General features: G+C 58.3%; 24 protein-coding genes. 6 read left to right on the top strand and 18 right to left on the bottom strand.

Translation table 11 applies throughout. The annotated features are described in order from the left end of the window. Window positions 1–82: 82 nt before the first annotated feature. The 5 genes from H8S59_RS18310 (at window position 83) to moaA (ending at window position 5,291) form a co-directional block, all read left to right on the top strand. The gene (locus H8S59_RS18310; RefSeq protein WP_187522347.1) at window positions 83–1,423 is read left to right on the top strand and encodes a cation:proton antiporter; all 1,341 of its coding nucleotides are present in this window, start codon (window positions 83–85) and stop codon (window positions 1,421–1,423) included. Between the two features lie 175 nt (window positions 1,424–1,598). After that, window positions 1,599–2,051 (top strand): response regulator, encoded by a 453-nt coding sequence (locus H8S59_RS18305; RefSeq protein ID WP_095099221.1) that lies wholly within the window; start codon window positions 1,599–1,601, stop codon window positions 2,049–2,051. Then, complete coding sequence (locus tag H8S59_RS18300; protein ID WP_187522346.1) at window positions 2,035–3,057, top strand: sensor histidine kinase; 1,023 nt, start codon at window positions 2,035–2,037, stop codon at window positions 3,055–3,057. Before H8S59_RS18305 ends, H8S59_RS18300 begins: the two co-directional genes overlap by 17 nt. 358 nt (window positions 3,058–3,415) lie before the next feature. Beyond that, window positions 3,416–4,234 carry a formate/nitrite transporter family protein gene (locus tag H8S59_RS18295; RefSeq protein WP_187522345.1) on the top strand — a complete coding sequence of 273 codons (819 nt, stop codon included), beginning with the start codon at window positions 3,416–3,418 and terminating at the stop codon, window positions 4,232–4,234. Between the two features lie 58 nt (window positions 4,235–4,292). Continuing rightward, entirely contained in the window at window positions 4,293–5,291 is a 999-nt protein-coding gene (moaA, locus tag H8S59_RS18290; protein WP_095099277.1) for a GTP 3',8-cyclase MoaA, read from the top strand. Window positions 5,292–5,493: 202 nt separating this feature from the next. Here the strand turns inward: moaA and H8S59_RS18285 are convergent, their stop codons facing one another. From H8S59_RS18285 to phnC, 14 genes are all read right to left on the bottom strand, one after another. Further along, window positions 5,494–5,823 (bottom strand): thioredoxin family protein, encoded by a 330-nt coding sequence (locus tag H8S59_RS18285; protein WP_187522344.1) that lies wholly within the window; start codon window positions 5,821–5,823, stop codon window positions 5,494–5,496. Between the two features lie 99 nt (window positions 5,824–5,922). Continuing rightward, window positions 5,923–6,672 (bottom strand): phosphonate metabolism protein PhnP, encoded by a 750-nt coding sequence (phnP, locus tag H8S59_RS18280; protein ID WP_187522343.1) that lies wholly within the window; start codon window positions 6,670–6,672, stop codon window positions 5,923–5,925. Then, complete coding sequence (gene phnN, locus H8S59_RS18275; RefSeq protein WP_187522342.1) at window positions 6,663–7,229, bottom strand: phosphonate metabolism protein/1,5-bisphosphokinase (PRPP-forming) PhnN; 567 nt, start codon at window positions 7,227–7,229, stop codon at window positions 6,663–6,665. The genes phnP and phnN overlap by 10 nt, the downstream gene beginning before the upstream one ends. Further along, window positions 7,229–8,404, bottom strand: coding sequence for an alpha-D-ribose 1-methylphosphonate 5-triphosphate diphosphatase (locus H8S59_RS18270; protein WP_187522341.1), 1,176 nt, complete (start codon window positions 8,402–8,404; stop codon window positions 7,229–7,231). Before H8S59_RS18270 ends, phnN begins: the two co-directional genes overlap by 1 nt. Next, window positions 8,398–9,114 carry a phosphonate C-P lyase system protein PhnL gene (phnL, locus tag H8S59_RS18265; RefSeq protein ID WP_187522340.1) on the bottom strand — a complete coding sequence of 239 codons (717 nt, stop codon included), beginning with the start codon at window positions 9,112–9,114 and terminating at the stop codon, window positions 8,398–8,400. The genes H8S59_RS18270 and phnL overlap by 7 nt, the downstream gene beginning before the upstream one ends. Window positions 9,115–9,136: 22 nt before the next feature. Continuing rightward, window positions 9,137–9,955 carry a phosphonate C-P lyase system protein PhnK gene (phnK, locus tag H8S59_RS18260; RefSeq protein ID WP_187522339.1) on the bottom strand — a complete coding sequence of 273 codons (819 nt, stop codon included), beginning with the start codon at window positions 9,953–9,955 and terminating at the stop codon, window positions 9,137–9,139. Then, the gene (locus tag H8S59_RS18255) at window positions 9,952–10,836 is read right to left on the bottom strand and encodes an alpha-D-ribose 1-methylphosphonate 5-phosphate C-P-lyase PhnJ (RefSeq protein WP_187522338.1); all 885 of its coding nucleotides are present in this window, start codon (window positions 10,834–10,836) and stop codon (window positions 9,952–9,954) included. The genes phnK and H8S59_RS18255 overlap by 4 nt, the downstream gene beginning before the upstream one ends. Further along, the gene (locus H8S59_RS18250) at window positions 10,833–11,909 is read right to left on the bottom strand and encodes a carbon-phosphorus lyase complex subunit (RefSeq protein ID WP_187522337.1); all 1,077 of its coding nucleotides are present in this window, start codon (window positions 11,907–11,909) and stop codon (window positions 10,833–10,835) included. Before H8S59_RS18250 ends, H8S59_RS18255 begins: the two co-directional genes overlap by 4 nt. Beyond that, window positions 11,909–12,517 carry a phosphonate C-P lyase system protein PhnH gene (phnH, locus tag H8S59_RS18245; protein ID WP_187522336.1) on the bottom strand — a complete coding sequence of 203 codons (609 nt, stop codon included), beginning with the start codon at window positions 12,515–12,517 and terminating at the stop codon, window positions 11,909–11,911. Before phnH ends, H8S59_RS18250 begins: the two co-directional genes overlap by 1 nt. Then, window positions 12,517–12,972: a phosphonate C-P lyase system protein PhnG gene (gene phnG / locus H8S59_RS18240; RefSeq protein WP_187522335.1), complete on the bottom strand. Its 456-nt coding sequence runs from the start codon at window positions 12,970–12,972 to the stop codon at window positions 12,517–12,519. Before phnG ends, phnH begins: the two co-directional genes overlap by 1 nt. A 14-nt stretch (window positions 12,973–12,986) precedes the next feature. Continuing rightward, window positions 12,987–13,694 (bottom strand): phosphonate metabolism transcriptional regulator PhnF, encoded by a 708-nt coding sequence (gene phnF, locus H8S59_RS18235; RefSeq protein ID WP_187522334.1) that lies wholly within the window; start codon window positions 13,692–13,694, stop codon window positions 12,987–12,989. Window positions 13,695–13,866: 172 nt separating this feature from the next. Continuing rightward, window positions 13,867–14,664: a phosphonate ABC transporter, permease protein PhnE gene (gene phnE / locus H8S59_RS18230; protein ID WP_187522333.1), complete on the bottom strand. Its 798-nt coding sequence runs from the start codon at window positions 14,662–14,664 to the stop codon at window positions 13,867–13,869. Between the two features lie 58 nt (window positions 14,665–14,722). Next, the gene (gene phnD, locus H8S59_RS18225; protein ID WP_027901496.1) at window positions 14,723–15,727 is read right to left on the bottom strand and encodes a phosphonate ABC transporter substrate-binding protein; all 1,005 of its coding nucleotides are present in this window, start codon (window positions 15,725–15,727) and stop codon (window positions 14,723–14,725) included. 66 nt (window positions 15,728–15,793) lie between these two features. Further along, window positions 15,794–16,627: a phosphonate ABC transporter ATP-binding protein gene (gene phnC, locus H8S59_RS18220; RefSeq protein WP_187522332.1), complete on the bottom strand. Its 834-nt coding sequence runs from the start codon at window positions 16,625–16,627 to the stop codon at window positions 15,794–15,796. Between the two features lie 363 nt (window positions 16,628–16,990). Here phnC and H8S59_RS18215 point away from each other — a divergent pair, with 363 nt between their 5' ends. Continuing rightward, a complete protein-coding gene (locus tag H8S59_RS18215) occupies window positions 16,991–17,392 on the top strand; it encodes a DUF4124 domain-containing protein (RefSeq protein ID WP_187522331.1) in 402 nt (133 codons plus the stop codon). A 158-nt stretch (window positions 17,393–17,550) separates the two neighbouring features. On the opposite strand, the gene H8S59_RS18210 is transcribed toward H8S59_RS18215, so the two are convergent. From H8S59_RS18210 to H8S59_RS18195, 4 genes are all read right to left on the bottom strand, one after another. Further along, window positions 17,551–18,570, bottom strand: a complete 1,020-nt coding sequence (locus H8S59_RS18210) for an alpha/beta fold hydrolase (RefSeq protein ID WP_095099167.1) — start codon at window positions 18,568–18,570, stop codon at window positions 17,551–17,553. 142 nt (window positions 18,571–18,712) lie between these two features. Next, window positions 18,713–20,044 (bottom strand): OprD family porin, encoded by a 1,332-nt coding sequence (locus H8S59_RS18205; RefSeq protein WP_187522330.1) that lies wholly within the window; start codon window positions 20,042–20,044, stop codon window positions 18,713–18,715. 63 nt (window positions 20,045–20,107) lie between these two features. Next, the gene (locus H8S59_RS18200) at window positions 20,108–21,661 is read right to left on the bottom strand and encodes an MFS transporter (protein ID WP_095099161.1); all 1,554 of its coding nucleotides are present in this window, start codon (window positions 21,659–21,661) and stop codon (window positions 20,108–20,110) included. A 9-nt stretch (window positions 21,662–21,670) separates the two neighbouring features. Continuing rightward, entirely contained in the window at window positions 21,671–22,879 is a 1,209-nt protein-coding gene (locus H8S59_RS18195; RefSeq protein ID WP_187522329.1) for an aspartate transaminase, read from the bottom strand. Between the last annotated feature and the right edge of the window lie 398 nt (window positions 22,880–23,277).

Raw genomic sequence — 23,277 nt, 5'->3', positions numbered from 1 at the left:
ATGTTTCAACTATCCCGAACCTGAGCAGTCACAACCCTATCGCCCCGTATTTACGGGGCCCCGTTGTGAGAAAACAGGCCGGATGAGTTTCATTCTTTGCATGACCGTACTTGGCGCGTTGCTGATGATGCTCGCGCTGACTTCCTCTTATTTGCGATGGCTGCCCGTCACGACGTCGGCTGTGTGCCTGGCATTCGGCTTTGCCATTGGCCCGGCGGGGCTGGACATGCTGGATCTGGACTTCCGCGACGCGTCGAGCTGGCTGGAGCGTCTGACCGAAGCGGCTGTGCTGTTCTCGTTGTTCAGTACCGGGATCAAGCTGCGTCTGCCGTTGAACAGCAAGGCCTGGCATTCCGCTTACTGGCTGTCCGGGCCGGTGATGCTGGCGACCATTGCAGGTACTGCGCTGGCGGCTCACTACCTGTTCGGGCTGTCCTGGGGCGTTTCGATCTTGCTGGGCGCCATGCTCTCGCCCACCGATCCGGTTCTCGCTTCGCTGGTGCAGGTCAACAACGCTCAGGACTCCGACCGGCTGCGCTTCGGTTTGTCAGGTGAAGCGGGCCTGAACGACGGCACTGCCTTTCCATTCGTGATCTTCGCCCTGATGTTTCTGACTCACGCCAGTGGTGACATGAACTGGATACAGCACTGGGCCATAAAAAACCTGCTGTGGGGTGTGCCCGTCGGACTACTGATCGGCTACGGCCTGGGTCGTGGGGTCGGGCATTTGATGATTTATCTGCGGATCAAAAACGCTGACAGTGATACGTCACCTAATGACTTCCTGGCCCTGGCACTCATCGCCATTGCTTACGTGGTCGCCGACGGTCTGGGCGCGTTCGGCTTCTTATCGGTGTTCGCGGCGGGGCTTGGCTTGCGCCAGGCAGAGGCGCAGACCACGCAGTCAGAGGTGCCTGCCGAACATCTGGCGCAGCCAGTGATTGGTCACATGAGCGGCAGCATCGAGCGGACCACGGTTGCCGAAAAAGAGGACCTCAGTGAATCGCAACTGGCTGCCGGGGTCATGATGGGTGACATGCTGGCATTCTCAAGCCTGGTAGAACGCTCGATGGAAGTGCTGCTGATTACCCTGCTCGGCGCATCGCTGGCTATTTATTGGGACTGGCGCGCTGTCGGGCTCGGGCTGGTGCTGTTTTGCTTCATCAGGCCCATTGCAGTGTGGCTTCTCGTCAGCAAGCGCTTGCTCAACAAACGGCAGAAAGCCCTGGTTGGCTGGTTCGGTATTCGCGGCATCGGCAGCCTGTTCTACCTGTGCTTTGCCTTGGGCCACGGGCTACCGGACGATGTCGCCAGTGTGAGTATCAGCCTGACGCTGTCAGTAGTGGCACTTAGTATTTTGCTCCACGGTGTCAGTATTCAGCCGCTTCTGGAGCGATATGAACGCAGCATTCGCAAGGGATAACGCAGTCCTACACTCGTTTGAATGTTTTTCAAACCATTTATGAACCATTCAGTCAAGGGGCAGCCCAATCTGCAACGACGTGCATTTGCATGAGTAGACGCTTTTTGCCTCGCGACGTAACCGACCACTTCTGGGTCCACGTTTGCGTCTCCCGTTTGAAAGGCAGGAATAAAGAATGCGCATCCTTCTGATAGAAGATGATCCGATCCTGGCGATGATTGCAGCCGCCACGCTTGGTGCAGAACATGAAGTGATCGGCCCTGCATATGACGTGTCTCACGCGCTGAAGCTCGCCCGTGAACAACAGGCCGACATCGCTTTCGTCGATATCAATCTCGGTGGTAATGACGAAGGTATCGCGCTGGCCCGCAGTCTTATGAACGAGCATGGCGTCAGTTCGATGTTTATCAGCGGGCAAATCCTTACCGCCCGGGCCAACGCCGATGCCGCGCTGGGCTTGTTGCGCAAGCCTTATGCGCCGCAAGACCTGACCCTGTGCGCGGACGTCGCCCGGGCGTTACTGGATGGCCAACCCCTCGCCACACTCCCCGCTCATAATGCTCTGGAGATATTCCAGCCTGCCCGATCACGATTGCCAACGGTCAGCGTCAATGAAATTCGAGCCTGAGGAGACCAGTCACCCGGCAACACTTGGTGAACTTGAATTTCGCGAGTTGGCCGACCACGCGCCGGTGATGATCTGGCGTGCAAGAAGCGACAAACATTGCGACTGGTTCAACAAGCCCTGGACAGACTTCACCGGCAAGAGTCAGCAGCAACTCTGCGGCTATGGCTGGAAGGACGACGTTCACCCTGAAGACCTCGATGCCTGTGTGGATGCTTACGACAAGGCATTCGACGAGCGTATCCCGTTCAGAACGCCCTATCGGGTCAGGCGTCACGACGGTGAATACCGCTGGATGCTGGACAGTGGCGCGCCGTTCTACCGCGACGGGCAATTCGCGGGGTATTTTGGCAGTTGTGTCGACATCACAGAACAAAGGGAGATGGCTGAGAATCAACAAGCGCTGCTTGCCGAGCTCAATCATCGGGTCAAGAACAATCTTCAGTTGATCATCAGCCTGCTGCAACTTTCCAGCCTCCGCGCCCAGGGTGAAGAAGCCAAAAACCTGATGCAGTCTGCGATCTCCCGTGTGGTAGGCATTGGCGCTGTCCAGGAGCAATTGCACCGCAACAGCCGAAATCAGGTCGATCTCGCGCAATTGCTGCCTGACCTGGCGCGAGGCGTTATCGACACCCAGTACAGCAGGCCTATCGCACTCAGCCTTCAAACCCAGCCGGTGTACGTTTCCCTGCAAATAGCGTCCAACATGGGCTTGATTCTCAACGAGCTATTGGACAACGCGATCAAGCACAGCAATGGCAGTGGTATCGACTTGCAAATAGCGCCAATGGACCCGGAAACGGCGCGAATCTGCATCTGCGATCAAGGGCCTGGGTTCAGCGACGAAGTCTTGAGTGCCTTCTCCGCTTCAGGCACTCCCCTGGCCTTGAGCCTGGTCGATGCGCTGTCCAAACGCTGCGGTGCGACCGTGCAGCGCAGCAACAAACAGCTCGATATCGGTCATGGCGCACAGGTCGAGCTCATGTTGAAACTTGATCCCACCCATTGAGCCGTGCGGCTAACCCCTTGCTGTACGTGGCCTGCAGACCGGTGATTGAGTCTATCGATCACCTCATCGGAACAAGCGATTGGACTGCGGCAATTCGACTCAGTAGCTTGCTTACTAATTCGGTGGCCGAGTCCAACCTGCCCCGAATGTCCTCAAGCGAATGCTGCGCACTGTGCGCCGCTCGCCTCTGAACATACCGCAAACCACATCTCTGAATCACAGGAACCCGCCAACGCGCCCTGACGCACGTTGCGCAACCAGACCGGATGCTAGAAGAACCCCGAATATAGACCGGCAGCTGCCAGCAGTCGCGTGCCTGAGGCGCGTACTTCGAAGTTGCCTTGCTTGAGCCATGATTATGTCCGTGAATACCCCGCAACAGATTGCCGAGCTGACCGTCGAAGCAGGCGTGAAGAAAGCTCACCTGCCCATGCTTTCAGTGCTGATCCTGGGATTTCTGGCCGGAGCATTCATATCCCTCGGCTTCCTGCTGGATATCCACGTCAGCACCATGATTCCGGCGCAGTGGGCTTCATTCGGTAATTTACTCGGAGCGGCGGTATTTCCCATCGGCCTGATTCTGGTGATTCTTGCAGGCGGCGAATTGCTGACCGGCAACATGATGAGCCTGCCAATGGCAATGTTCGCAGGGCGCATCAAGCTGTCGGCGGTGGCGCGCAATTGGTTGCTGGTGACAGTGGCCAACTTGCTGGGAGCCCTGTTTGTCGCGTTTTTCTTTGGTCACCTGCTGGGTTTGACCGAAGGTCCGTTCCTGGCGAAAACCGTCGCCATCGCGACCGGCAAAGTCAACGCAGATTTTACCCAGGCGTTCATTTCCGGTATCGGCTGCAACTGGCTGGTTTGTCTGGCCGTATGGTTGTCCTACGCCAGCAAGGACGTTGCAGGCAAGATCCTCGGCATCTGGTTCCCTGTGATGGCCTTTGTGGCCATCGGTTTCCAGCACGTCGTGGCCAACATGTTTCTGATTCCTGCGGCAATATTTGCCGACGCATTGAGCTGGAGCCAATTCGTCGACAACTTTGTCGCGGTATTTTTAGGTAACGCAGTGGGTGGCGCAGTGTTCGTGGGTCTGGCTTACTACGTGTCCTATAGCGAAACGCTGACATCGGCCGATAACCCGGTAACATCATCGGCGGCCAGTTCGCAAAAAATATGAAACTTGCCATGAACAGTGCTGTTATATGGCTGTAGAAGAATGCATTGAGAAGGTGGAAATGTCAGACCGTATCCTGATGGACAGCTTTGCACGCAAGGTCGATTACCTGCGGATGTCAGTGACAGACCGTTGCGACTTCCGTTGCGTGTATTGCATGGCCGAGGAAATGACTTTTCTACCGCGCCAGCAGATCCTGTCGCTGGAAGAGATTTATCAAGTCGCTGAACAGTTTGTTGCTCTGGGAACGCGCAAAATTCGTCTGACCGGTGGCGAGCCGCTGGTCCGGTCCGGAATTGTCGGGCTTTGTCAGCAGATTGCCGCCCTGCCCGGCCTGCGTGAACTGTGCATGACCACCAATGGCTCCCAACTGGACAGGCTCGCCCAGCCGTTGTTCGACGCCGGTGTGTCCCGGCTGAACATCAGCCTGGACAGCCTCGACCCGGTGCGCTTCAAGGAAATGACCCGCACCGGTGACCTGAGCAAGGTCATTGCCGGGATCGATGCAGCCAACGCAGCCGGATTCGTCCATACCAAGCTCAACTGCGTGGTCATGCAGGGTCGCAACGATCATGAGATCAATGATCTGGTGGCCTTCGCCATTGACCGCAAACTGGACATCTCTTTTATCGAAGAGATGCCGCTGGGCATTATCAGCGATCACAGCCGTGCCGAGTCCTTCTATTCGAGTGATCAGGTACGCGAACGTATCGCCGAGCGATACACGTTGATCAACTCCGCTGAATCCACTCAAGGGCCGTCACGTTATTGGAGACTGGCGGAAGCACCGGATATTCGCGTCGGCTTCATTTCCCCCCACAGCCATAACTTCTGCGCTACCTGCAACCGGGTGCGCTTGACCGTTGAAGGCAGGCTGCTGCTGTGTCTGGGCAACGAACACTCTGCAGACCTCAAAGCCGTACTGCGTGCCAATCCGGGTCAACCGGAAAAGCTCGAGAAAGCGATTATCGACGCCATGCAGTTGAAGCCGTGGAGCCATAACTTCAGCGTCAACGATGAAGTGCAGGTGGTGCGGTTCATGAATATGACGGGTGGGTAGTTAAGCCTGTTGAGCCTGTGGGATCTTGCCCAAGCGCGAAAAAATGGAGACTCTATGGTTATCGGCAAGTTGACTTGGGACCGGCTTTAGCCGGGAAGCGGTATTTCTGGCAGGGAATATGGAGTGCCTGCCCCGGCCTCTTCCCGGCTAAAGCCGGTCCCACGTCACACCGTTCCCCATGAAAAGCAGCGCATTGACCACCCTACCCCTGCTTAACCATTCCTTCGAACGCCTCTTCAATCGCACTGACATTATTCGGCCGTACCAGACGGCTGAGTTCAACACCGTCGCGCATGAAGATCAGCGTTGGCCACAGTTTGACCCTGAATGAACGGCCTAATGGTCGTCCGCTGCCGTCTTCGATTTTCAGATGGCGTACACCGGGGTAGTCTGCCAGCACGCTGTCTACCAAAGGCTCGGCAGCTTTGCAGAAGCCGCACCAATCGGTCCCGAACTGGATCAGGGTCGCCCCCGCAAAGGCATCGACTTCGGCGCGACTCGGGGCCGCTGTAGCGTAAGGCTGAATACTCATAGGTAAGTCTCCGCGCACTGCAAATGACCATCATGACGATGACCGCGTGATCAATCTGTCAGGTTGGAACGGTCGTGTATGACGAAGTTCGACTGCATATCAAACCTGCATCCCGTCTCTGGCGATGACCACCTGTTCCGGCAACTCATGCCCATGCTCCATCCACCATGCATCCAGCGTGTGCCCTATGTGGGTCAGCACAGCCTTGCCCGGTTGCAGGTGCTCGATGATTTCAAGCGCAAGGTTCAGATCGTTATGGTTACGCGGAGTTTGCGGTTGCGGCGGCATCGAACAGTCAAGAACCAGTACATCCAGCGGCTCGCGCTGCAAGTATTCAGCCGTCGCATCGGGTAAACCCACCGTATCGGTGAGGTAAGCAATGCTCCTGCCCTCACCCTTCAAGAGATAACCCAAAGTCGGCTTTGAATGCAGCAGCGGCAAGGCGGTAACGGTCAGGCTGCCAAGCTCACGGGTCTCGAAAGCATCGAACGGCTGGCTGAAATCAAGAATACCCGGGTGTTTGTACAGGTCGGACAGGCCTTCCGGATCCTTTGGCCCGTGTACCGGAATGATCAGTCCCTGCCCCCAACGCAAATGCAGCAGGCCCTGGGCATGATCAGCATGGTAATGAGTCTGCAGGATGCCGCTCAACGTACGCGGTGGAAAACGCTCGGCAAGATCGGTCAGTCCGCTGTCGATCAACCAGCGTTGATCGCCACATTCGATCAACGCGCTGCACGGTAGCCGCCGTAATTGATGATTGGCCATGGCTGCCAGACACGCCGGGCACTGGCAGCCATACACCGGCACCTGACGAGCATCTGCGGTGCCCAGCAAGGTCAGGCGCATGCGTGCTCGCGGGCGATGTATTGCAACAGGCGCTCGGTGGTCTGCTCCAGCGCTCCCGAGTTATCCAGCAGGCGTACCGCTGAATCGCTGTCCAGCAACTCCACGGTGAATCGGGAATTGCGTTGCAGCCTCGCTTCGATGTCAGCCACTGATTCCCTGCCTCGGGCAAGCAATCGCTGGCGCAAGGTGTCGTCATTGACCGTCAACAAGATCGCCAGCAAATCAGGGTAGCGCTGGCGGGCCTGAGACAGATGCGCGCGGGAGCCGTTGACCAGAACGTCGAGCCCAGCAGCCAGCCACTCATCGATCTGTTTCGGAATGCCGTAATGCAAGCCGTTGGCCTGCCAGCTCAAGGCGAAGTCACCCTGCGCCCGCATCGCCAGAAACTGCTCGACGGTCACGGCCTGCGCGGACTCACCCACGGCTTCCGCCGAACGCGTGATGACCCGTTGCACCACCCGGCAACCGCGCCGGGCCAGCTCATCACGGGCGCTATCCAGCAGGCTGTCCTTGCCCGAACCGGACGGCCCGATGAGATAGATCAACCTGCCTGCCATCAGTACACCCTCTTGCCTTGTCGCCAGACCTGCTGAATAACCGGCAGTGTACCTTGATCCCGGACATTATCAGCACGGCTCTTATCAGCACGGACTTGAACCAGATCGGCTCGCAGCCCGACACGAATTTCTCCGCGATCATCCAGCCCGGCTGAAACGGCCGGAGCCCGACTGACCATTGCCACTGCCTGGGGCAGCGTGCAGTACTCGCCCTGCCCGGCCAGCGTAAACGCGGCCTGCAACAGGCTGGCCGGATAATAGTCGCTGGAGAGAATATCCAGTAGCCCTTCTTTTGCCAGATCGACGGCTGCCACGTTGCCCGAGTGAGAGCCACCGCGTACCACGTTGGGTGCGCCCATCAATACGCTCATGCCCAGACGTCGACAGCCCTGCGCAGCCTCCATGGTAGTGGGGAATTCAGCGATACTCATGCCATAGCCCGCGGACTCCTCGACGTGAGCCAGTGTCGCGTCGTCATGACTGGCCACCGACAGCCCTCGCGCCAGACAATCCTCGACAATGGCACGCCGAAAACGATCACTGTATTCACGGGAGTTGGCTACCTGCTCGACGATGAACTCATCCATCTGCGCAGTCGTGAGGTGGTATTTGCCCATGTAGTATTCGCGGTATTTGGACTCAAGCGCGAACTGACGCTGACCCGGCGAGTGGTCCATCACTGACACCAGTTGCACCAATGGCTGCGCTACCAGATCGCGGAACACACTCAAGGTATCCGGGTGGCAGACTTCGCAACGCAGGTGAAGGCGATGCTCGGCACGGGTCAGACCTGCCGCATTGGCGTGGGCGATCGCTTCAAGCATGGCGGGCAATTGCTGCATGCGCTTGCCCTTGGGATTGACGTCACCGATAGACAGCGCGTCAAACACCGTGGTGATGCCCGATGCAATGATCTGCGCATCATGGCTGAGCACCGCCGAGGCCGACGGCCAGTCTACGCCGGGGCGCGGCGACAAATGCTTTTCAAGGTTGTCGGTGTGCAGCTCGACGAGGCCTGGCAGCAGGAAATCGCCTTGCAGGTCCTGCGCCTGAGGCGCCTGGCTACGCCCGGTTTGCATCTCAACGATCAAGCCATCACGCAATACCACGGTGCCGTTGAATACCTGATCGGCGGTTACCACTTGAGCATTGGTGAGAATCTGTTCGGTCAGCATTGCTGCAACTCCTTGGCGGTCAGGTCCACCGGGGTCATGTCCAGATAGCGATCAGCGACCGCTTCACGGGCGGTGCGGTCATGGAAGATGCCAATCAGCGCGGCACCGGCATGTTTGGCTTCGTTCATCAGTTCCAGCACCACCTGGCGATTGCTGTCATCCAGCGATGCGGTGGGCTCGTCCAGCAGCAGCACGGGCCAAGGCACCATGAAGCCGCGGGCAATATTGATGCGCTGTTGTTCGCCACCGGAAAAGGTCCCCGGTGCCAGTTGCCACAGGCGTTGTGGAATGTTCAGGCGGGTCAGCAGTTGCTCGGCGCGGGTCTTGGCGTCGGCTTTTGACCAGCCCCGTGACAGCGCAGGCTCCATGACCACATCCAGACTGGAAACCCTCGGAATCACCCGCAGAAACTGACTTACGTAGCCCAGGGTCTGGCGTCGTACCGCCAGCACTTGTCGGGGCTCTGCACCAACCAGCTCCAGCCATTCACCGTCATGCTGCACGCGGATGCTGCCGCCAGCGGGCAAGTAGTTGGCATACAAGGTGCGCAGCAAAGTGCTTTTGCCCGCGCCGGAATCGCCATGCAGCACCAGGCATTCCGCTGCGCGCACCTTGAAATTCATGCCGCGCAGTACGTTGAGCACGACGCCGTTCTGCTGGTGCAACGTGAAGGTTTTCGAGAGGTCGCGGACCTCGATCAGCGTATTCATGAGACGTTCCCAAAAAGGCGGTTCACGGTTGCAGCACCGAAGACACCAGCAACTGCGAGTAAGGATGCTGTGGGTCATCAAGGATCTGGTCGGTCAAACCGGTTTCCACTACCCGTGAGCGACGCATCACGATCAAGCGGTCAGCCAGCAGCCGGGCGACGGCCAGGTCGTGGGTGACGATTACCACCGCCAGGTCCAGCTCTCGTACCAGGGCCCGCAGCAAATCCAGCAAGCGTGCCTGCACCGAAACGTCGAGCCCGCCGGTAGGCTCATCCATGAACACCAGTCGCGGGCTGGACACGAGGTTGCGGGCGATCTGCAGGCGTTGCTGCATGCCCCCGGAGAATGTGCGCGGCAGGTCGTCGATGCGCAGCGGATCAATTTCCACCTGAGTCAGCCAGTCAATGCCGGCTTCCCGCAGCGCCTGATAATTGCGCACGCCCTGAGCCATCAGGCGTTCGCCGATATTGGCTCCGGCGGACACGCCCATGCGCAGACCATCACGTGGGCTTTGCTCGACGAAACCCCATTCGGTGCGCAGCAAGGTGCGGCGCTGGGCTTCGCTGGCGCTGTACAGGTCGAGCATCTGGCCATCCTTGCCGCGATAATCGATGCCGCCACGGTCTGGCGGGCAGCGGCCACTGAGCAGCGAGAGCAAGGTGGACTTACCGGAACCGGATTCGCCGACGATGCCCAGCACTTCCCCCGGATACAGTTCAAAATTGACGCCCTGACAGCCCTTTTCCGGGCCATACAGCTTGGTCAGGTCACGAACCTTGAGCAGCGGCTGGGAGCTCTCGAGCAGTGGCGTAACGTCATGGCTGGCTTGCGCGCTGATCATCGGCTCGCCTCCTGTTGCTGGCTGACCCGCTGAGCGCAGTAATCAGTGTCGGAACAGACGAAACTCTGAGTGCCTGCATCGTCAAGAATCAGCTCATCGAGATAGGAATCTTCGCTGCCACAAATGGCACAGTTGTGCTCCCAGCTCTGGATCTCGAACGGGTGGTCCTCAAAATCCAGGCTCACGACTCGGGTGAACGGCGGTACGGCGTACAGACGTTTTTCTCGCCCTGCCCCGAACAGCATCAACGCCGGGCTCATGTCGAGTTTGGGGTTGTCGAATTTGGGGATCGGCGACGGGTCCATCACGTAGCGCTCATCAACCATCACCGGATACGCGTAGCTGGTCGCGATGTGCCCGAAGGTGGCGATGTCTTCGTAAAGTTTGACGTGCATGACCCCGTAATCATTGAGGGCGTGCATGGTCCGGGTTTCGGTTTCCAGTGGTTCAATGAAACGCAACGGTTCGGGAATCGGCACCTGATAAACCAGAATCTGCTCGGCACTCAACGGCGTTTCCGGGATACGGTGGCGGGTCTGGATGACGGTTGCTTCAGGCGTGCGCTCGGTGGTTTCGACACCGGCAGTACGGGCAAAGAAGCTCCGGATCGACACCGCGTTGGTGGTGTCGTCCGCGCCTTGGTCGATAACCTTGAGCACGTCTTCAGCGCCCAGAATCGCAGCCGTCAGTTGCATGCCGCCCGTGCCCCAGCCATACGGCAGCGGCATTTCACGACCGCCAAATGGCACCTGGTAACCGGGGATAGCCACTGCCTTGAGCAAAGCGCGGCGAATCATGCGTTTGGTCTGCTCATCCAGATACGCGAAGTTGTAAGCCTCATCGCGCTGGGGCCTGGGTTTTGCCTGCTGATAAGCATTCATGGCTTGGACTCCTTGTGTGCAGGCGCACGCAGTTTACGGATCAGCCCCAGCTCGGACTGAAAGTCGACGTAGTGCGGCAGTTTCAAGTGCGAGACAAAACCGGCAGCCTCGACGTTGTCGCAATGAGCGAGTACGAACTCCTCCTGCTGCGCCGGAGACTGGATTTCTTCGTTGAACTCTTCAGCGCGCAGAGAGCGATCCACCAGCGCCATGGCCATCGCCTTGCGCTCTGCGTGACCGAACGCCAGACCGTAACCGCGGGTGAATTGCGCCGGTTCAGTGGCCGAACCGACGAACTGGTTGATCATTTCGCACTCGGTCACTTCGATCGCGCCGATGGCGATCGGGAAGCCCAGTTCTTCAGGTTCGATCCAGACCTCGACTTCGCCAATCCGGATTTCCCCGGCAAACGGGTGGTTGCGGCCATAACCGCGCTGGGTGGAGTAACTCAGGGCCAGCAGAAATCCTTCATCGCCACGGGCCAGAGCTTGCAGGCGCTGAGCGCGATTGGCCGGGTACTCCAGCGGCTCGCGGGTGATATCGGCAACGGCTTCGCTGCTGTCAGCTTCGTTCTTCATCAAGCCTTCTTTGGCCAATAAACCCAAGACCCGCGGGCAAGGTTCAAGAACGGCGTTGTCCTGCACCTCCGGGCCTGGATATTCGCCGTCCGCCAGCAAGGTGAAGTCCAGCAGGCGATGGGTGTAGTCGAATGTCGGGCCAAGCAATTGCCCGCCAGGCACGTCCTTGAAGGTGGCGGACAAGCGACGATTGAGCTGCATGTCCGAGGTATTGATCGGCATGCTGGCGCTGAAGCGCGGCAGCGTCGTGCGGTAGGCACGCAGCAGGAAGATCGCTTCGATCATGTCCCCCGCCGCTTGCTTGATGGCCAGCGCAGCCAGTTGCTCGTCATACAGCGAGCCCTCGGTCATCACGCGAGCCACGGCCAAAGACAGTTGCTGACGGATCTGCTCGACGCTGAGTTCGGCAATGGATGTATCGCCCCGGCGTTTTTTGGCCAGCAGGCGGTGAGCATTATCGATGGCCTGTTCGCCACCCTTGACGGCGACGTACATCAGCTACGCTCCTGTGCAATTTTTGCGACCCGGGTGCTGCGCGGCAGGCCAAGCAGATCACTGTCGGCGACGAAGAACACGTCCAGCCCTCGGGGAAAATCGTTGTGCTGCTCGCGCTGGTTCCAGAACGTATCGCTCAACGGCAAGGCGACTTTGTTTTCGCTTTCAATGCCCGGTCCTTGCCAGCTCATGGAGCTACCGCCGCCAAGGCTCGACAGCTGGATCAGCAAGGTGCAGGACTGGTCCGGATAACGGTCGTTACCCAGGTCGAAGCCAGACAGATCATGTAGCTGGCTGTCGTCGAGCAAAGCGAATCGCGCATGGCGGCGCTCAGTGACAATCGGGCAGCCGCAGTGAAAGGCCAGGTTGGCGCGAATGGCCGGTGTGTCGAACGCCGGGGCCAGCCACAATGCGGTGTCGATATCCAGCAAGGCGAGGCATAAGGCATGGGTGGCTGAATCAAGACCGGTGAGTGCGGGGGGTCGCTGTGCCGCCTGCAAAGTGTGGATGACACCCGGGCCTGCCAGCGCTTTGAGGGCCGCGCGAAAACTGCGCTGGGCGTCGAGTACCGGGTCGGCAAATGCCGGTTGCAACAGGGCTGCATTCATCAGTCTTCTCCTCTGACAAGGGTAAAGAATTCCACTTTGCTGGCGGCGGTCTCGGCGTCCTTGTCAGCACGACGCTTGAGCTGGGCGTGGGCCAGCGGCTCGATCAGCTCCGTGAGCCAGTGCTGCTGTTGCGGGCCTTGCAGGTGGGCATCGGCCAGTGCCGCCAACTCGGCGCGGGGCTTGTCGCGCCCGGCCAGATAGCTGTAACCGGTGCGTCCGTCAGCCAGGCGCACGACGCAACGGGTTACGCTCATTTCACCGACATTGAACGGCGCGCCAGTACCGCCCATGCGGCCACGCACCAGCGTCATGCCGATTTCCGGGGCGCGAATCAGTTGGTATTCGGCGTCACGCAGCGCTGATTCATGGCGGCTCAGTTCGTCGCCGACGGCGCGGGCGAGTACACCAATCCAGCGCTGACGCGCAGCAATAGCGGGGTCTGTAGCAGGGTTCATATGAGGCATCTCCATCAGACGATGAACTGATACTGGAAGCGGTCAGAGCGACTGGTGGAGCGCGACAACTCCACCGGGTTGCCGCTGCTGTCGCGGGAAACAGTGAGGACGGTGAGCACGGGTAAATGACGCGGCATCATTAATAGATCCGCCTCTTCACGACTGGGCAGACGCGCCCCGACGAGACTCAGGGTTCGGGTCAGCGGCAAGTCGCGGTCGGCCAGGAACTGGCGCAGCGAGCCGCGTCTGTAACTGGCCAGCAACTCCTTGCGAGTGGCGCAGAAACGATGGCGAATCAGGCTCACCGGATGGCCGTCGAGTTTGCGCAAGGTGTGCAGTTCGATCAGCGGCGTGTATTGATCCAGCTGCAAGTGTTCGGCGTCTTCGGCACTGGCCGGGCATTCCTGACGTTGCAGCAGAGTGGCGTCGACGCCAACGCCCTGCGCGGATAGCGACTGGGTGTACGCACTGTCAGCACGCATGGGATAGATAAACGGGCGTTGCAGTACCTGCGTGCCTTTACCCTGTCGCCTTAACACACTGCCCTCACGCACCAACTCATCGATGGCACGGCGAATGGTGTGACGGTTGACTTCAAAGCGTGCCGCGAGCTGGACTTCAGGGGGCAAGTAATCACCCGCGGTGTAGCTGCCGAGCTCGGCACGCATGATGTTGGCGAGCTCCAGGTACAGCGGCTCGGCTTGTTGTCTAGACATGTCCATGGCTAAAAACCACCTTATTTCGTAAAACAGCGCGTAACCCTGTAGGACTGGCTTTAGCCGGGAGAGCGCCACCAGGGTCGACACACCTACTTGAAACGACCGACGCCCTCCCGGCTAAAGCCGGTCCTACGAGAGCAACATCCACAGCACAAAATCCGGTCGACCACGACATCTAAATAAACTGCTTGCGCAAACGCTGGGACACGATGTCGATGGCGCTGACCACGACGATGATCACCAGCAACACGGCGCAGGTTTGGGTGAACTGGAACGCGCGGATGTTTTCCCAGAGGATCACGCCGATCCCGCCTGCGCCGACCATGCCCACTACGGTTGCCGAGCGCACATTGGACTCGAAGCGATACAGCGCGTAGGAGATCCACAGCGGCATGACCTGCGGGATGACCCCGTAAATCACTTCCTGCAAGGCGCTGGCACCCGTGGCACGCACACCTTCGACGGGGCCCGGATCAATCGCTTCCACGGCTTCGGCGAACAGCTTGGCCAGAACGCCGGTAGTGCTGATCCACAGCGCCAGAACGCCAGCGAACGGACCGAGGCCGACCGCCACCACGAACAGCATGGCGAAGACCATCTCGTTGATGGAGCGAAACGAGTCCATGACCCGGCGCAGCGGTTGGTGAATCCACCAGGGGGTAATGTTTTCAGCACAGAGGATGCCCAGCGGCACCGAGCAGACAATCGCCAGCACCGTGCCCCATAGCGCAATTTGCACAGTAACGATCATTTCCTTGAGATACGAACGCCACTCGTGGAAGTCAGGCGGGAAAAAATCGGCGGCGAAAGTCGCCATGTTTCCGGAGTCGCGGTAGAGCGCCAGCGGATTCATCTCGGCGCCTTGCCAGGCCCAGGCCAGCATGGCCAGAAACAAACCCCAGCCCAGGTATTGCGGCCAACTGCGTTTACCGGCGGCCTGGGTGTAAGCCACGTGGGTGGTCGTGCTCGTCATAATCGGATCTCGTTCAGCAGGAGGTGGGCGTGCCCGAAAAGAGCACGCCCCGGATCAATCAACCCGCACTGGCTGTGTTTTTCTTTTCAAGCTCGGTGAGGCGTTCCTGCAACTTGCTCAGGCCCGCGTCAATGTCCTTGAGGCGCTTGGCTTTCTCGTCAGCATTCAGGCTGGTGCTGGCGAGGGTTTCGGTGCGCTGTTTGAACAGATCCAGCTGGCGGATCGGCAGCAGTTGGTCATCGCTGGACTTGAGAAACTTGCCCAGTTGCATGCCCTTGAGCACGGCCTTCTCTTCGTCGGTATTGCCGTAATCGGCGAAGAACTCACGAATCTTGTTTTTGTTCTCGTCCGACAGGGCTTTGCTCCAGACCATCGGATCGGCCGGAATCAATGGCGACTTCCAGATCACTTTGAGCTTGGCAGCCATGTCCGGCTGAGTGACTTCCAGGCGATCCCAGCTTTCGGTGTTGAAAGTCGCCACATCCAGCTGGCCCTTGGCAACGCTGAGGGCGTTCACCTCGTGGCTCGAGTTCAAGGTGCGCTTGAAAGCAGTAGCGGCGTCAACGTTGTTCTTGGCGAACACGTAGTAACCCGGCACCAGATAACCTGAAGTGGAGTTTGGATCACCGTTACCGAAGGTCAGGGTCTTGGCATTCTTGAGCATGTCCTCGACGGTATTGATCGGGCTGTCCTTGCGGGCAATGATCACGCTCCAGTAGCCCGGCGCACCATTGGCGGCCGAAGTCTGAGCAAATATTTCGCCGTTGGAACGATCCACCGCTTCCATCGCTGCCTTGTTGCCCAGCCAGGCCACATCGACTTTATTGAAGCGCATGCCCTGGATCAGACCGGCATAGTCCGAGGCGAACGTAGCGTTGATCTTCAACCCGGTTTTCTTGCCCATGTCATCCAGAAACGGCTGCCAGATGCTTTTTAGGTTCTGCGAAGACTCGGTGGACATGATGCCGAAGTTGATGACTTTCTCGTCAGCGTGGGCAGTGCCCAGCAGGCAACTGCCCAGCAACGCGGCAGACGCAACGACGCGACCGATACGGTTCAACATGGAAGCACTCCTCAGTTTGGGTTTGGCTGTTGTTGTGTTCGGTTGTTTTAAAAAATCGGAAGCGGCCTAGCCGCGAGCCAGCACCAGACGAGGTGGGGCAACCAGGCGTCGGCCCTCATCGGCAATCATCAGGCTGGTGTCGACGTCTGCGCCGTACAGGTCGTTGAGGAACTGGCTGCTGAGATTCTGCGCATCGCCATCGAAATGAATCCGCCCGCCTTTGAGCGCCACTGCGCGGGGGCAATAACGCACCGCGTAATCCACCTGATGCAAGGTGACGACCACGGTTTTACCGTCGGTGCGGTTGATGTCGGCGAGGATTTCCATGACCTTGCGAGCGGACTCAGGGTCCAGCGATGCGATAGGTTCGTCAGCGAGGATCACTTCGGCACGCTGGGTCAAAGCCCTCGCGATGGCGACCCGCTGCTGCTGACCACCCGACAAGGTGGAGGCACGCTGCGCGGCCAGATCCACAAGACCGACCCGGTCCAGTGACTGTAAAGCGCGTTGCTTCTCCTCGGTATTGAACAGGCCGAGATTGCCGCGCCAGCCGGGCATGCGCCCCAGACAACCCAGCAGCACGTTGTCGAGAACGCTGAGACGGTTGACCAGGTTGAACTGCTGAAAAATGTAGCCGATATCGGAACGCAGCTTGCGCACTTTGCCGTTGAGACGGCCCGCCGCCTGCACTTCCCGTCCCAGCACCTGCACGCTGCCGCCATTGCCACGATCACAGCACGCCAGCCCGGCGAGATGACGCAGCAACGTGGATTTGCCAGAACCCGAAGCGCCGATCAGCGCGACCATTTCGCCGGGTTGTATAGACAATGCCAAATCAACCAGCGCGGGTTTGCGCGCAAAAGTCTTGTTCAGACGCTCGACATGGATGGCTGGGTTCATGGGCTTCTCTGTCTGGTTGTTGTGAGTTGCAACAGACAGTAGGCCTGGGGTGTTTCAGTGGGGTGAACTGCAAGTGACGGTTAGATAACCGTTTCGTGAAAGGTTGAGGTGTTGCAAAACGTTGGCGGCGCAAGCGTCAACAGCTGGAAACAATACCGTGCGGCTCGCGATCATCCGTGCGGCTAGCCTTCGGTGCCCTGATTTCCAGGCAGAGCATTAACCGTTAACTTTATGCGTACAACATAGGCATAACATTCAGAACCCGGTTCGAACTGCTAAGCCAGATGCCGTAGCGACAGCGCAAAAATATCTTTGGCTTGCAGAGCGTAAATGGTAGCTTTGCGCCATCCACGGAGAGAATTCATGAAAGGGTATTCACTGGCGATAGCCATTACTGCCTTGCTCGCCAGCGGCACCGCTCGCAGCGAAATATTCAAATGCACATCGCCTCAGGGCCAGGTGAGCTTTGCGTCAGTCCCTTGCAGCGAAAACAACGCGGCGACGTCCTTACAACGACAAGGCCCACCCAAAATGCTGCGCCAGGGTGAGCCGATGGATCATGCGCACAAGATCAATCTGAAGGCCACCGAGTTTCTCAAAGTCAGCGGCCGGACCAAGGTCACTGTCTATGAGACGGAGAGCTACAAGCAGTATCAAAAGAACCGCCCGCCTCCGCCGACAGCGAAATCGCTGTGCGAAAGTCCGCGGTATGACAGCCAGTGTTTTGATCCTTCGGGCGGTCAATCGGTGAAGAAAGGCAAGTAATCAGACGCCCCACGTCTAGAGCAGGCACTTGAGGGAAGATCCGATCCCAACCATGGGCACGACGTGGGACCGGCTTTAGCCGGGAAGAGGTCGATACTGTCAATAAAAATGGATAGTCAGAGATACCGCCTTCCCGGCTAAAGCCGGTCCCACCAGAGTTACTTCTGTTTTTGGTCACCCGCAACCAACCCCGAAATCAACGCTTTGTTAAACCCCTCCGGATCCTCCATCTGCGGTGCATGCCCCATGCCCGGGAACTCAACCAGTTTGGCGCCGGGAATCATCTTCGCAACGTCCTTGCCCAGCACTTTGTAGTTACCCAGTCTGGCCTTGAGCTCCGGCGAAACAATATCGCTGCCGATGGCTGTGGTGTCCGCGTCGCCAATCATCAGCAAGGTCGGAACGGTGAGTTTCGGAAATTCATAAAACACCGGCTGAGTGAAAATCATGTCGTAGATCAGCGCCGAGTTCCACGCCACCGCTTCCTTGCCAGGCCCCTTGCTCAGACCGGCAAGCATGTCCACCCACTTGTCGTATTCAGGCTTCCAGCGGCCTGCGTAATAGGTGTTCTGCTCGTACTTGCGAATCCCTTCAGCCGTAACTTTCAGCTCGCGGGCATACCATTGATCAACGGTGCGATACGGCACACCCAAGGCTTTCCAGTCTTCCAGACCAATCGGGTTGACCATGACCAGTTGCTGGGTCTGCTGCGGATACATCAACGCATAGCGAGTGGCGAGCATGCCGCCGGTGGAATGTCCAATGATGGTCGCTTTGTCGACGCCCAGTTTGGCGAGCAGCGCGTGAGTGTTGGTCGCCAACTGCTGAAAAGTGTACTGGTACTGCTCAGGTTTGCTGGACGTACAGAAGCCAATCTGGTCCGGCGCAACCACCCGATAGCCTGCGGTGCTCAAGGCCTTGATGCTGTCTTCCCAGGTTGCGCCGCAGAAGTTCTTACCATGCATCAGCACCACGGTTTTGCCGTTGGCTTTGCCTTGGGCGGCGACATCCATGTAACCCATTTCGAGCTTTTTACCCTGGGACTCGAATTCGAACTTGCTCAACGGATAAGGGTATTTAAAACCCTCAAGTTGCTTGCCGTAACTGGGTGTGTCAGCCATTGCCCCGACGGGCAACGCCAAGGCCAGCATGAAACCGGCAATTTGTGCAGCGCGCATGTGCAGTCTCTCCTGAGCAAAAAAAAATTCAGCTCAAGGTGATACACCGCGCCTTGTGTTGCGGGCAAGCAATGAAACATGAAGTAAGAGTTAAATGCGGCTCCCGAGTCTGAGCAGACAGAGAGCCACACTCAGGCTGGCGTCAGAGAATATCCAGCGGATAAGTCACGATCACACGATGCTCATCACTGTCACGCTGAGTCGTGACTTGCGTACGCAGAGAGGCATGACGCAACTGAACGCCAAGCTTTTTCAACGGCCCTGATTGCACCACGTAACCTAGCGTCAGGTTGCGCTCCCACTCTTTACGATCCCCGTCCGGGGTACGAATGTTCGAGCCGCTTTCGTACATGCCCAGGAACGTCAGCCCCGGAATGCCAACCTGAGCGAAGTCATAGCCGTAACGAACCTGCCAGGTGCTTTCACCGGCACGCTGGAATTTGCCGATCATCGACTCGGTCATGAAGTAAGCACTGGAGCCATCGCCCTGATTAAGCCAGACCGCGTCGCTGTCGCCGCTGACTTGCTGGAAACCGGCAGACAAGCTGTGACCGGCAATCATATAAGTGAACAGCGCACTGGAAAGCCGACTGTCAACTTTGCCTTTGGTTACGCCATCGCCGTAATAGCCGAAGGTGTAAAACGCCGGGTCATTGCCGTTGGCGCCATCAGAGCTGTTGTCGAAGTAACGCAGGTCCGAACGCAATATGCCCGGCCCCGCCGGCATGTCGTATTTCAACCCCAGAAAGTGCTGTTTGTAAAAATCTTTCAAGTTGCCGTAGTAATACTGAACGGTCAGGTCTTTGGTCGGTTTGTAATCCACACCACCGTAATAGAACTTGTTTACAAACTCGCCGCTCACCGCATTGTTCGCACCCGGGATCGACATGCCCATCTGGTCACTCGACCCACGGCCTTTAACATGCTCCAGCTGACCGAGAGTAAAAGTGAAGTTATCCAGATCTTTGGATTGCACCTGACCACCGTTAAAAGTCTGTTGCAGCATGCGGTCGGTGGAAATCACCACCGGCAGCATGGGCACCAGTGTGCCGTAACGGAATTCGGTTTTGGACACCAGTGCCTTGGCAGTCAGGCCAATGCTGCCGAACTCGTCCACCGCCCGGCCATCGCTATCGGTCGGGAACACGTTACCGTTGAACGCCGTGCTGGTAGGGTTGTAGTGACGACCTTTGCCGGAGTCCAGACGGATACCGAGCATGCCCAGCGCGTCTACGCCAAAACCTACGGTGCCCGGCGTATAGCCGGAACGAAAATCGAAAATGAAACCCTGGCCCCACTCCTGTGTGTAATTAGGGTCTGCTGTACCACTGCGGTTGTCCGCGTTACTGAAGAAGTTACGCGCCAGTACACTGGCTTTGCTGTCTTCGACAAAACCGGCACTGAATGCCTGTTGGGCCATGACCATTCCACAAATACCAGCCACCACACGGGGTGAGCGATAAATAAGCTCCATCGAGATATCCTTAGCTGTAAGTAAGTGTTTTAAGCAGTCAGGAGTGGGCAGTTAATTTTTTTATTATTCAGGAGCAGTAGATTCAGAAGAGACAGGTTTAACAGTCGCTAACAACTTGACGGGCGCCAGGCGAACCAGAACCAGTAATGCGAAAACACCCAGTCCGGCACACATCAACAAACCCACACCCACCGAGCGCGCCAACGCATCACGCGCCAGTTCCAGTAGTTCATGGTTGCCACTCACGACACCTGGGGTTGAATTGAGTAGAACTTGCGGGTCGATATAACGGGCCAGTTCTCCCTCCTGGCCCGCCGCCAGAAACACTCGATTCAAATGGCTCACGTACAACAGGTTGACCAGCACACCCATGGCCGCCGTGCCCAACAATCCACCGACCAGTCGCAATGACTGAGTCAACGCGGTGGCGATACCAAGGAACTGCCGCTCGGCAATGGTCTGGGTGAAGACGGTCAGGTTGAGCAAGATGAACCCCAAACCAACACCGGCCAGCAGAATCAACATCAACAAGGTGTTGAATGATGCTTGCCGTCCCACAAGCGACAACCCGATACAGGCCGATAGCAGCGCGACGAACCCCGCCAGCGGCAGCAGATTGGGATTACGCAACCGGGTTACGATACGGCTGTTGACGATAGCGCCGAGGGTGATGCTCAACGCCAGCGGTGTAATCAGCAAACCAGCATCCTTGGGCGAATAACCGTAACTGCCCTGCAGCAGCAACGGCAGGTAAAACAGCAAGGTGAACATGATTGCCCCGGCCAACATCGACAGCAGGAACAAAATGCGCAGGCTAGGCACGGCAAACATTGCAGGCGGCAGTAATGCCGTACTGCAGCGGCGCTCCCAGTACCAAAGGGCAACGCCAGAGAGCAGGCAAATCAAACCCAAGGCGGCGCTCAACGCCGTGCTGGAATGCCCCATCCACTCAACCCCCAGTTGCAGGCTGCCCAATGCCAGGGCGATCAGCAGCGCGCCCAACCAGTCCAGTCGAATACCGGTGACCTGCACCGGCCGGTAATGCGGCAGATACCGCCAGGCAAAAAACAGTGCCAGACACCCCAAGGGCAGGTTCAGGTAGAACACCGAACGCCAACCATACGCCTCGGTCAGAAAACCACCCAGGCCAGGGCCAATCGCATTGACCACACTGAACAGCGCACTGAGCATCATCTGCCAGCGCAGCCGCTGTCGGGTATCCGGGAATAACTCCGGAATACAGGCGAACGCGGTACCAATCAGCATGCCGCCACCGACACCCTGCAACGCACGGCCAATCACCAACACCAGCATGTCGTTGGCCAAGGCACAGACCAGCGAGGCCAGGGTGAAAATGATGGTGGCGGCGATCACGAACGGCTTGCGACCGTAGTAATCGCCCAGCCTGCCGAACACCGGAATGGTGACAATCGAGGTCAGCAGATAACCCGTGGCGACCCAGGCGTAGAGCTCAAACCCTTGCAGCTCGGCGACGATGCTCGGCAAGGCGTTGCCGATCACCGTCTGGTCCAGCGCCGAGAGCATCAGCACCAGTGAGATCCCGAGCATCGCCAACAAGGCTTGCCGGAAGCTCAGCGCACTCACCTGGGTCGTCATGCTCGCGCCTCAGCCCAGTGCCGCAACGGCAGTGGCGATTCGCGAACAACCCTCTTCCAGAGTTTCCAGCGCAGTGGCGATAGACATCCGGAAGAACGGTGCCAATCCGTAAGCCGTACCGGCGACGACAGCCACCCCCTGACTTTCCAGCAGGTACATCACCACGTCGCTGTCAGTGTCCAGAGTCTTGCCATCGGGTCTGGTTTTACCCAGCAACACGCCGCAGTTCACGTAAAGATAGAACGCTCCGTCAGGCTTCAGGCAGCTCAGGCCGTCGATGGCATTGATCAACTCCAGACAGCGATCGCGACGCTGCCGGTAAACCACCACGCTCTCTTTGACGAAGGACTGATCACCGTTCAGCGCTGCCACAGCAGCCGCCTGACTGACAGAGCTCGCGTTGCTGGTCGACTGCGACTGCAAGGTCGCCATGGCATTGATCAGATCGGCAGGACCCGCCGCGTAGCCGATGCGCCAGCCGGTCATGGCGTACGTCTTGGAGACGCCATTGATCACCAGCACACGATCACGCAGCGCCGGTTCAACGGTCAGGATGTGGGCGTTGGGCGCATCGTCGAAACGAATGTGTTCGTAGATGTCGTCGGTCATCACCAACACATCGGGAAACTCCAGCAACACATCGGCCAACGCCCGCAGCTCTTCAGCGCTGTAACTGGCCCCGGTCGGGTTACTTGGCGAATTGATCAGCAGCCAGCGGGTGCGCTCGGTAATCGCGGCACGTAATTGCTCTGCGGTGAGCTTGAAGCCGTTTTCTTCCGGACAGGCCAGCGTCACCGGCTCGCCTTCGCAGGCCAGCACCATGTCCGGGTAAGACACCCAGTACGGCGCAGGAATCAGCACTTCATCCCCTGCCCCGAGGGTCGCGGCAAACGCATTGAAGATTGCGCTCTTGGCACCGCTGGTGACAACCACTTGCGAAGCCGAGTAATCCAGGCTGTTTTCACGGGCCAGTTTGGCGGCAATGGCCTGGCGCAGTTCATGGGTGCCCGCGTTCAGGGTGTAGCGGGTTGCGCCATTTTCGATGGCGGCGCTGGCGGCTTCGCGAATGTGTTTTGGGGTATCGAAGTCGGGCTCGCCGACGACCAGATTAATGATCGATTTGCCCTGGCGACGCAGTTCGTTGGCACGGTCGGCAGCAGCGCTGCTTGGCGAAGGTTTGATGCGTTGCACGCGGGCGGCGATGCGGGAGGCGTTCAAGGTGGTGATCCTCGGAGGTGACATTCGAGGCTCTACGTTACGAGGCCGCATCCTTGAGCAGATAAGACAGTTTCGTTCTGGGCTAATAGGAAGTGCTTATGACCGGGCATGGATCAGCCATGCACCAAAATGGAACGACTGAGTCTTTACTGTGCCTTGCGCAGGCAAAATTGCGCGTAACGCGCGTGGTCATAGCAAAGGCTTATAGGTTAGGGGTGGACCTTTGGGGATGCGGATCTACACAACGTCTTTATTTGTGTACATATCCGTTGTTTTGGTTACGGCTGATATTGGTTCCGCCCTTACGGCGGGTCACTTTTGGCAAACGCCCGGAAGCCGGCCCAGCCAAAAGTAACCAAAATGTCTGTGCCCCACCACTCGGCACCTCGCTGTCGCTC

Source organism: Pseudomonas folii (genome assembly GCF_014357575.1).
GTDB classification, from domain to species: Bacteria; Pseudomonadota; Gammaproteobacteria; order Pseudomonadales; family Pseudomonadaceae; genus Aquipseudomonas; species Aquipseudomonas folii.
This window is presented reverse-complemented; position numbering and strand designations above follow the sequence as displayed.

Excerpts from the sequence above, each read along its gene's own strand:
- phnG (WP_187522335.1), bottom strand. The coding sequence starts at position 12,972 with ATGAACCCTGCTACAGACCCCGCTATTGCTGCGCGTCAGCGCTGGATT.
- phnC (WP_187522332.1), bottom strand. The coding sequence starts at position 16,627 with ATGAACCCAGCCATCCATGTCGAGCGTCTGAACAAGACTTTTGCGCGC.
- moaA (WP_095099277.1), top strand. The coding sequence starts at position 4,293 with ATGTCAGACCGTATCCTGATGGACAGCTTTGCACGCAAGGTCGATTAC.
- H8S59_RS18285 (WP_187522344.1), bottom strand. The coding sequence starts at position 5,823 with ATGAGTATTCAGCCTTACGCTACAGCGGCCCCGAGTCGCGCCGAAGTC.
- phnN (WP_187522342.1), bottom strand. The coding sequence starts at position 7,229 with ATGGCAGGCAGGTTGATCTATCTCATCGGGCCGTCCGGTTCGGGCAAG.
- phnL (WP_187522340.1), bottom strand. The coding sequence starts at position 9,114 with ATGAATACGCTGATCGAGGTCCGCGACCTCTCGAAAACCTTCACGTTG.
- phnP (WP_187522343.1), bottom strand. The coding sequence starts at position 6,672 with ATGCGCCTGACCTTGCTGGGCACCGCAGATGCTCGTCAGGTGCCGGTG.
- H8S59_RS18210 (WP_095099167.1), bottom strand. The coding sequence starts at position 18,570 with ATGCGCGCTGCACAAATTGCCGGTTTCATGCTGGCCTTGGCGTTGCCC.
- phnK (WP_187522339.1), bottom strand. The coding sequence starts at position 9,955 with ATGATCAGCGCGCAAGCCAGCCATGACGTTACGCCACTGCTCGAGAGC.
- H8S59_RS18205 (WP_187522330.1), bottom strand. The coding sequence starts at position 20,044 with ATGGAGCTTATTTATCGCTCACCCCGTGTGGTGGCTGGTATTTGTGGA.
- phnE (WP_187522333.1), bottom strand. The coding sequence starts at position 14,664 with ATGACGAGCACGACCACCCACGTGGCTTACACCCAGGCCGCCGGTAAA.
- H8S59_RS18270 (WP_187522341.1), bottom strand. The coding sequence starts at position 8,404 with ATGCTGACCGAACAGATTCTCACCAATGCTCAAGTGGTAACCGCCGAT.
- H8S59_RS18305 (WP_095099221.1), top strand. The coding sequence starts at position 1,599 with ATGCGCATCCTTCTGATAGAAGATGATCCGATCCTGGCGATGATTGCA.
- phnH (WP_187522336.1), bottom strand. The coding sequence starts at position 12,517 with ATGAATGCAGCCCTGTTGCAACCGGCATTTGCCGACCCGGTACTCGAC.
- H8S59_RS18215 (WP_187522331.1), top strand. The coding sequence starts at position 16,991 with ATGAAAGGGTATTCACTGGCGATAGCCATTACTGCCTTGCTCGCCAGC.
- H8S59_RS18310 (WP_187522347.1), top strand. The coding sequence starts at position 83 with ATGAGTTTCATTCTTTGCATGACCGTACTTGGCGCGTTGCTGATGATG.
- H8S59_RS18200 (WP_095099161.1), bottom strand. The coding sequence starts at position 21,661 with ATGACGACCCAGGTGAGTGCGCTGAGCTTCCGGCAAGCCTTGTTGGCG.
- phnF (WP_187522334.1), bottom strand. The coding sequence starts at position 13,694 with ATGGACATGTCTAGACAACAAGCCGAGCCGCTGTACCTGGAGCTCGCC.
- H8S59_RS18295 (WP_187522345.1), top strand. The coding sequence starts at position 3,416 with ATGTCCGTGAATACCCCGCAACAGATTGCCGAGCTGACCGTCGAAGCA.
- H8S59_RS18255 (WP_187522338.1), bottom strand. The coding sequence starts at position 10,836 with ATGAATGCTTATCAGCAGGCAAAACCCAGGCCCCAGCGCGATGAGGCT.
- H8S59_RS18250 (WP_187522337.1), bottom strand. The coding sequence starts at position 11,909 with ATGTACGTCGCCGTCAAGGGTGGCGAACAGGCCATCGATAATGCTCAC.
- H8S59_RS18300 (WP_187522346.1), top strand. The coding sequence starts at position 2,035 with ATGAAATTCGAGCCTGAGGAGACCAGTCACCCGGCAACACTTGGTGAA.
- phnD (WP_027901496.1), bottom strand. The coding sequence starts at position 15,727 with ATGTTGAACCGTATCGGTCGCGTCGTTGCGTCTGCCGCGTTGCTGGGC.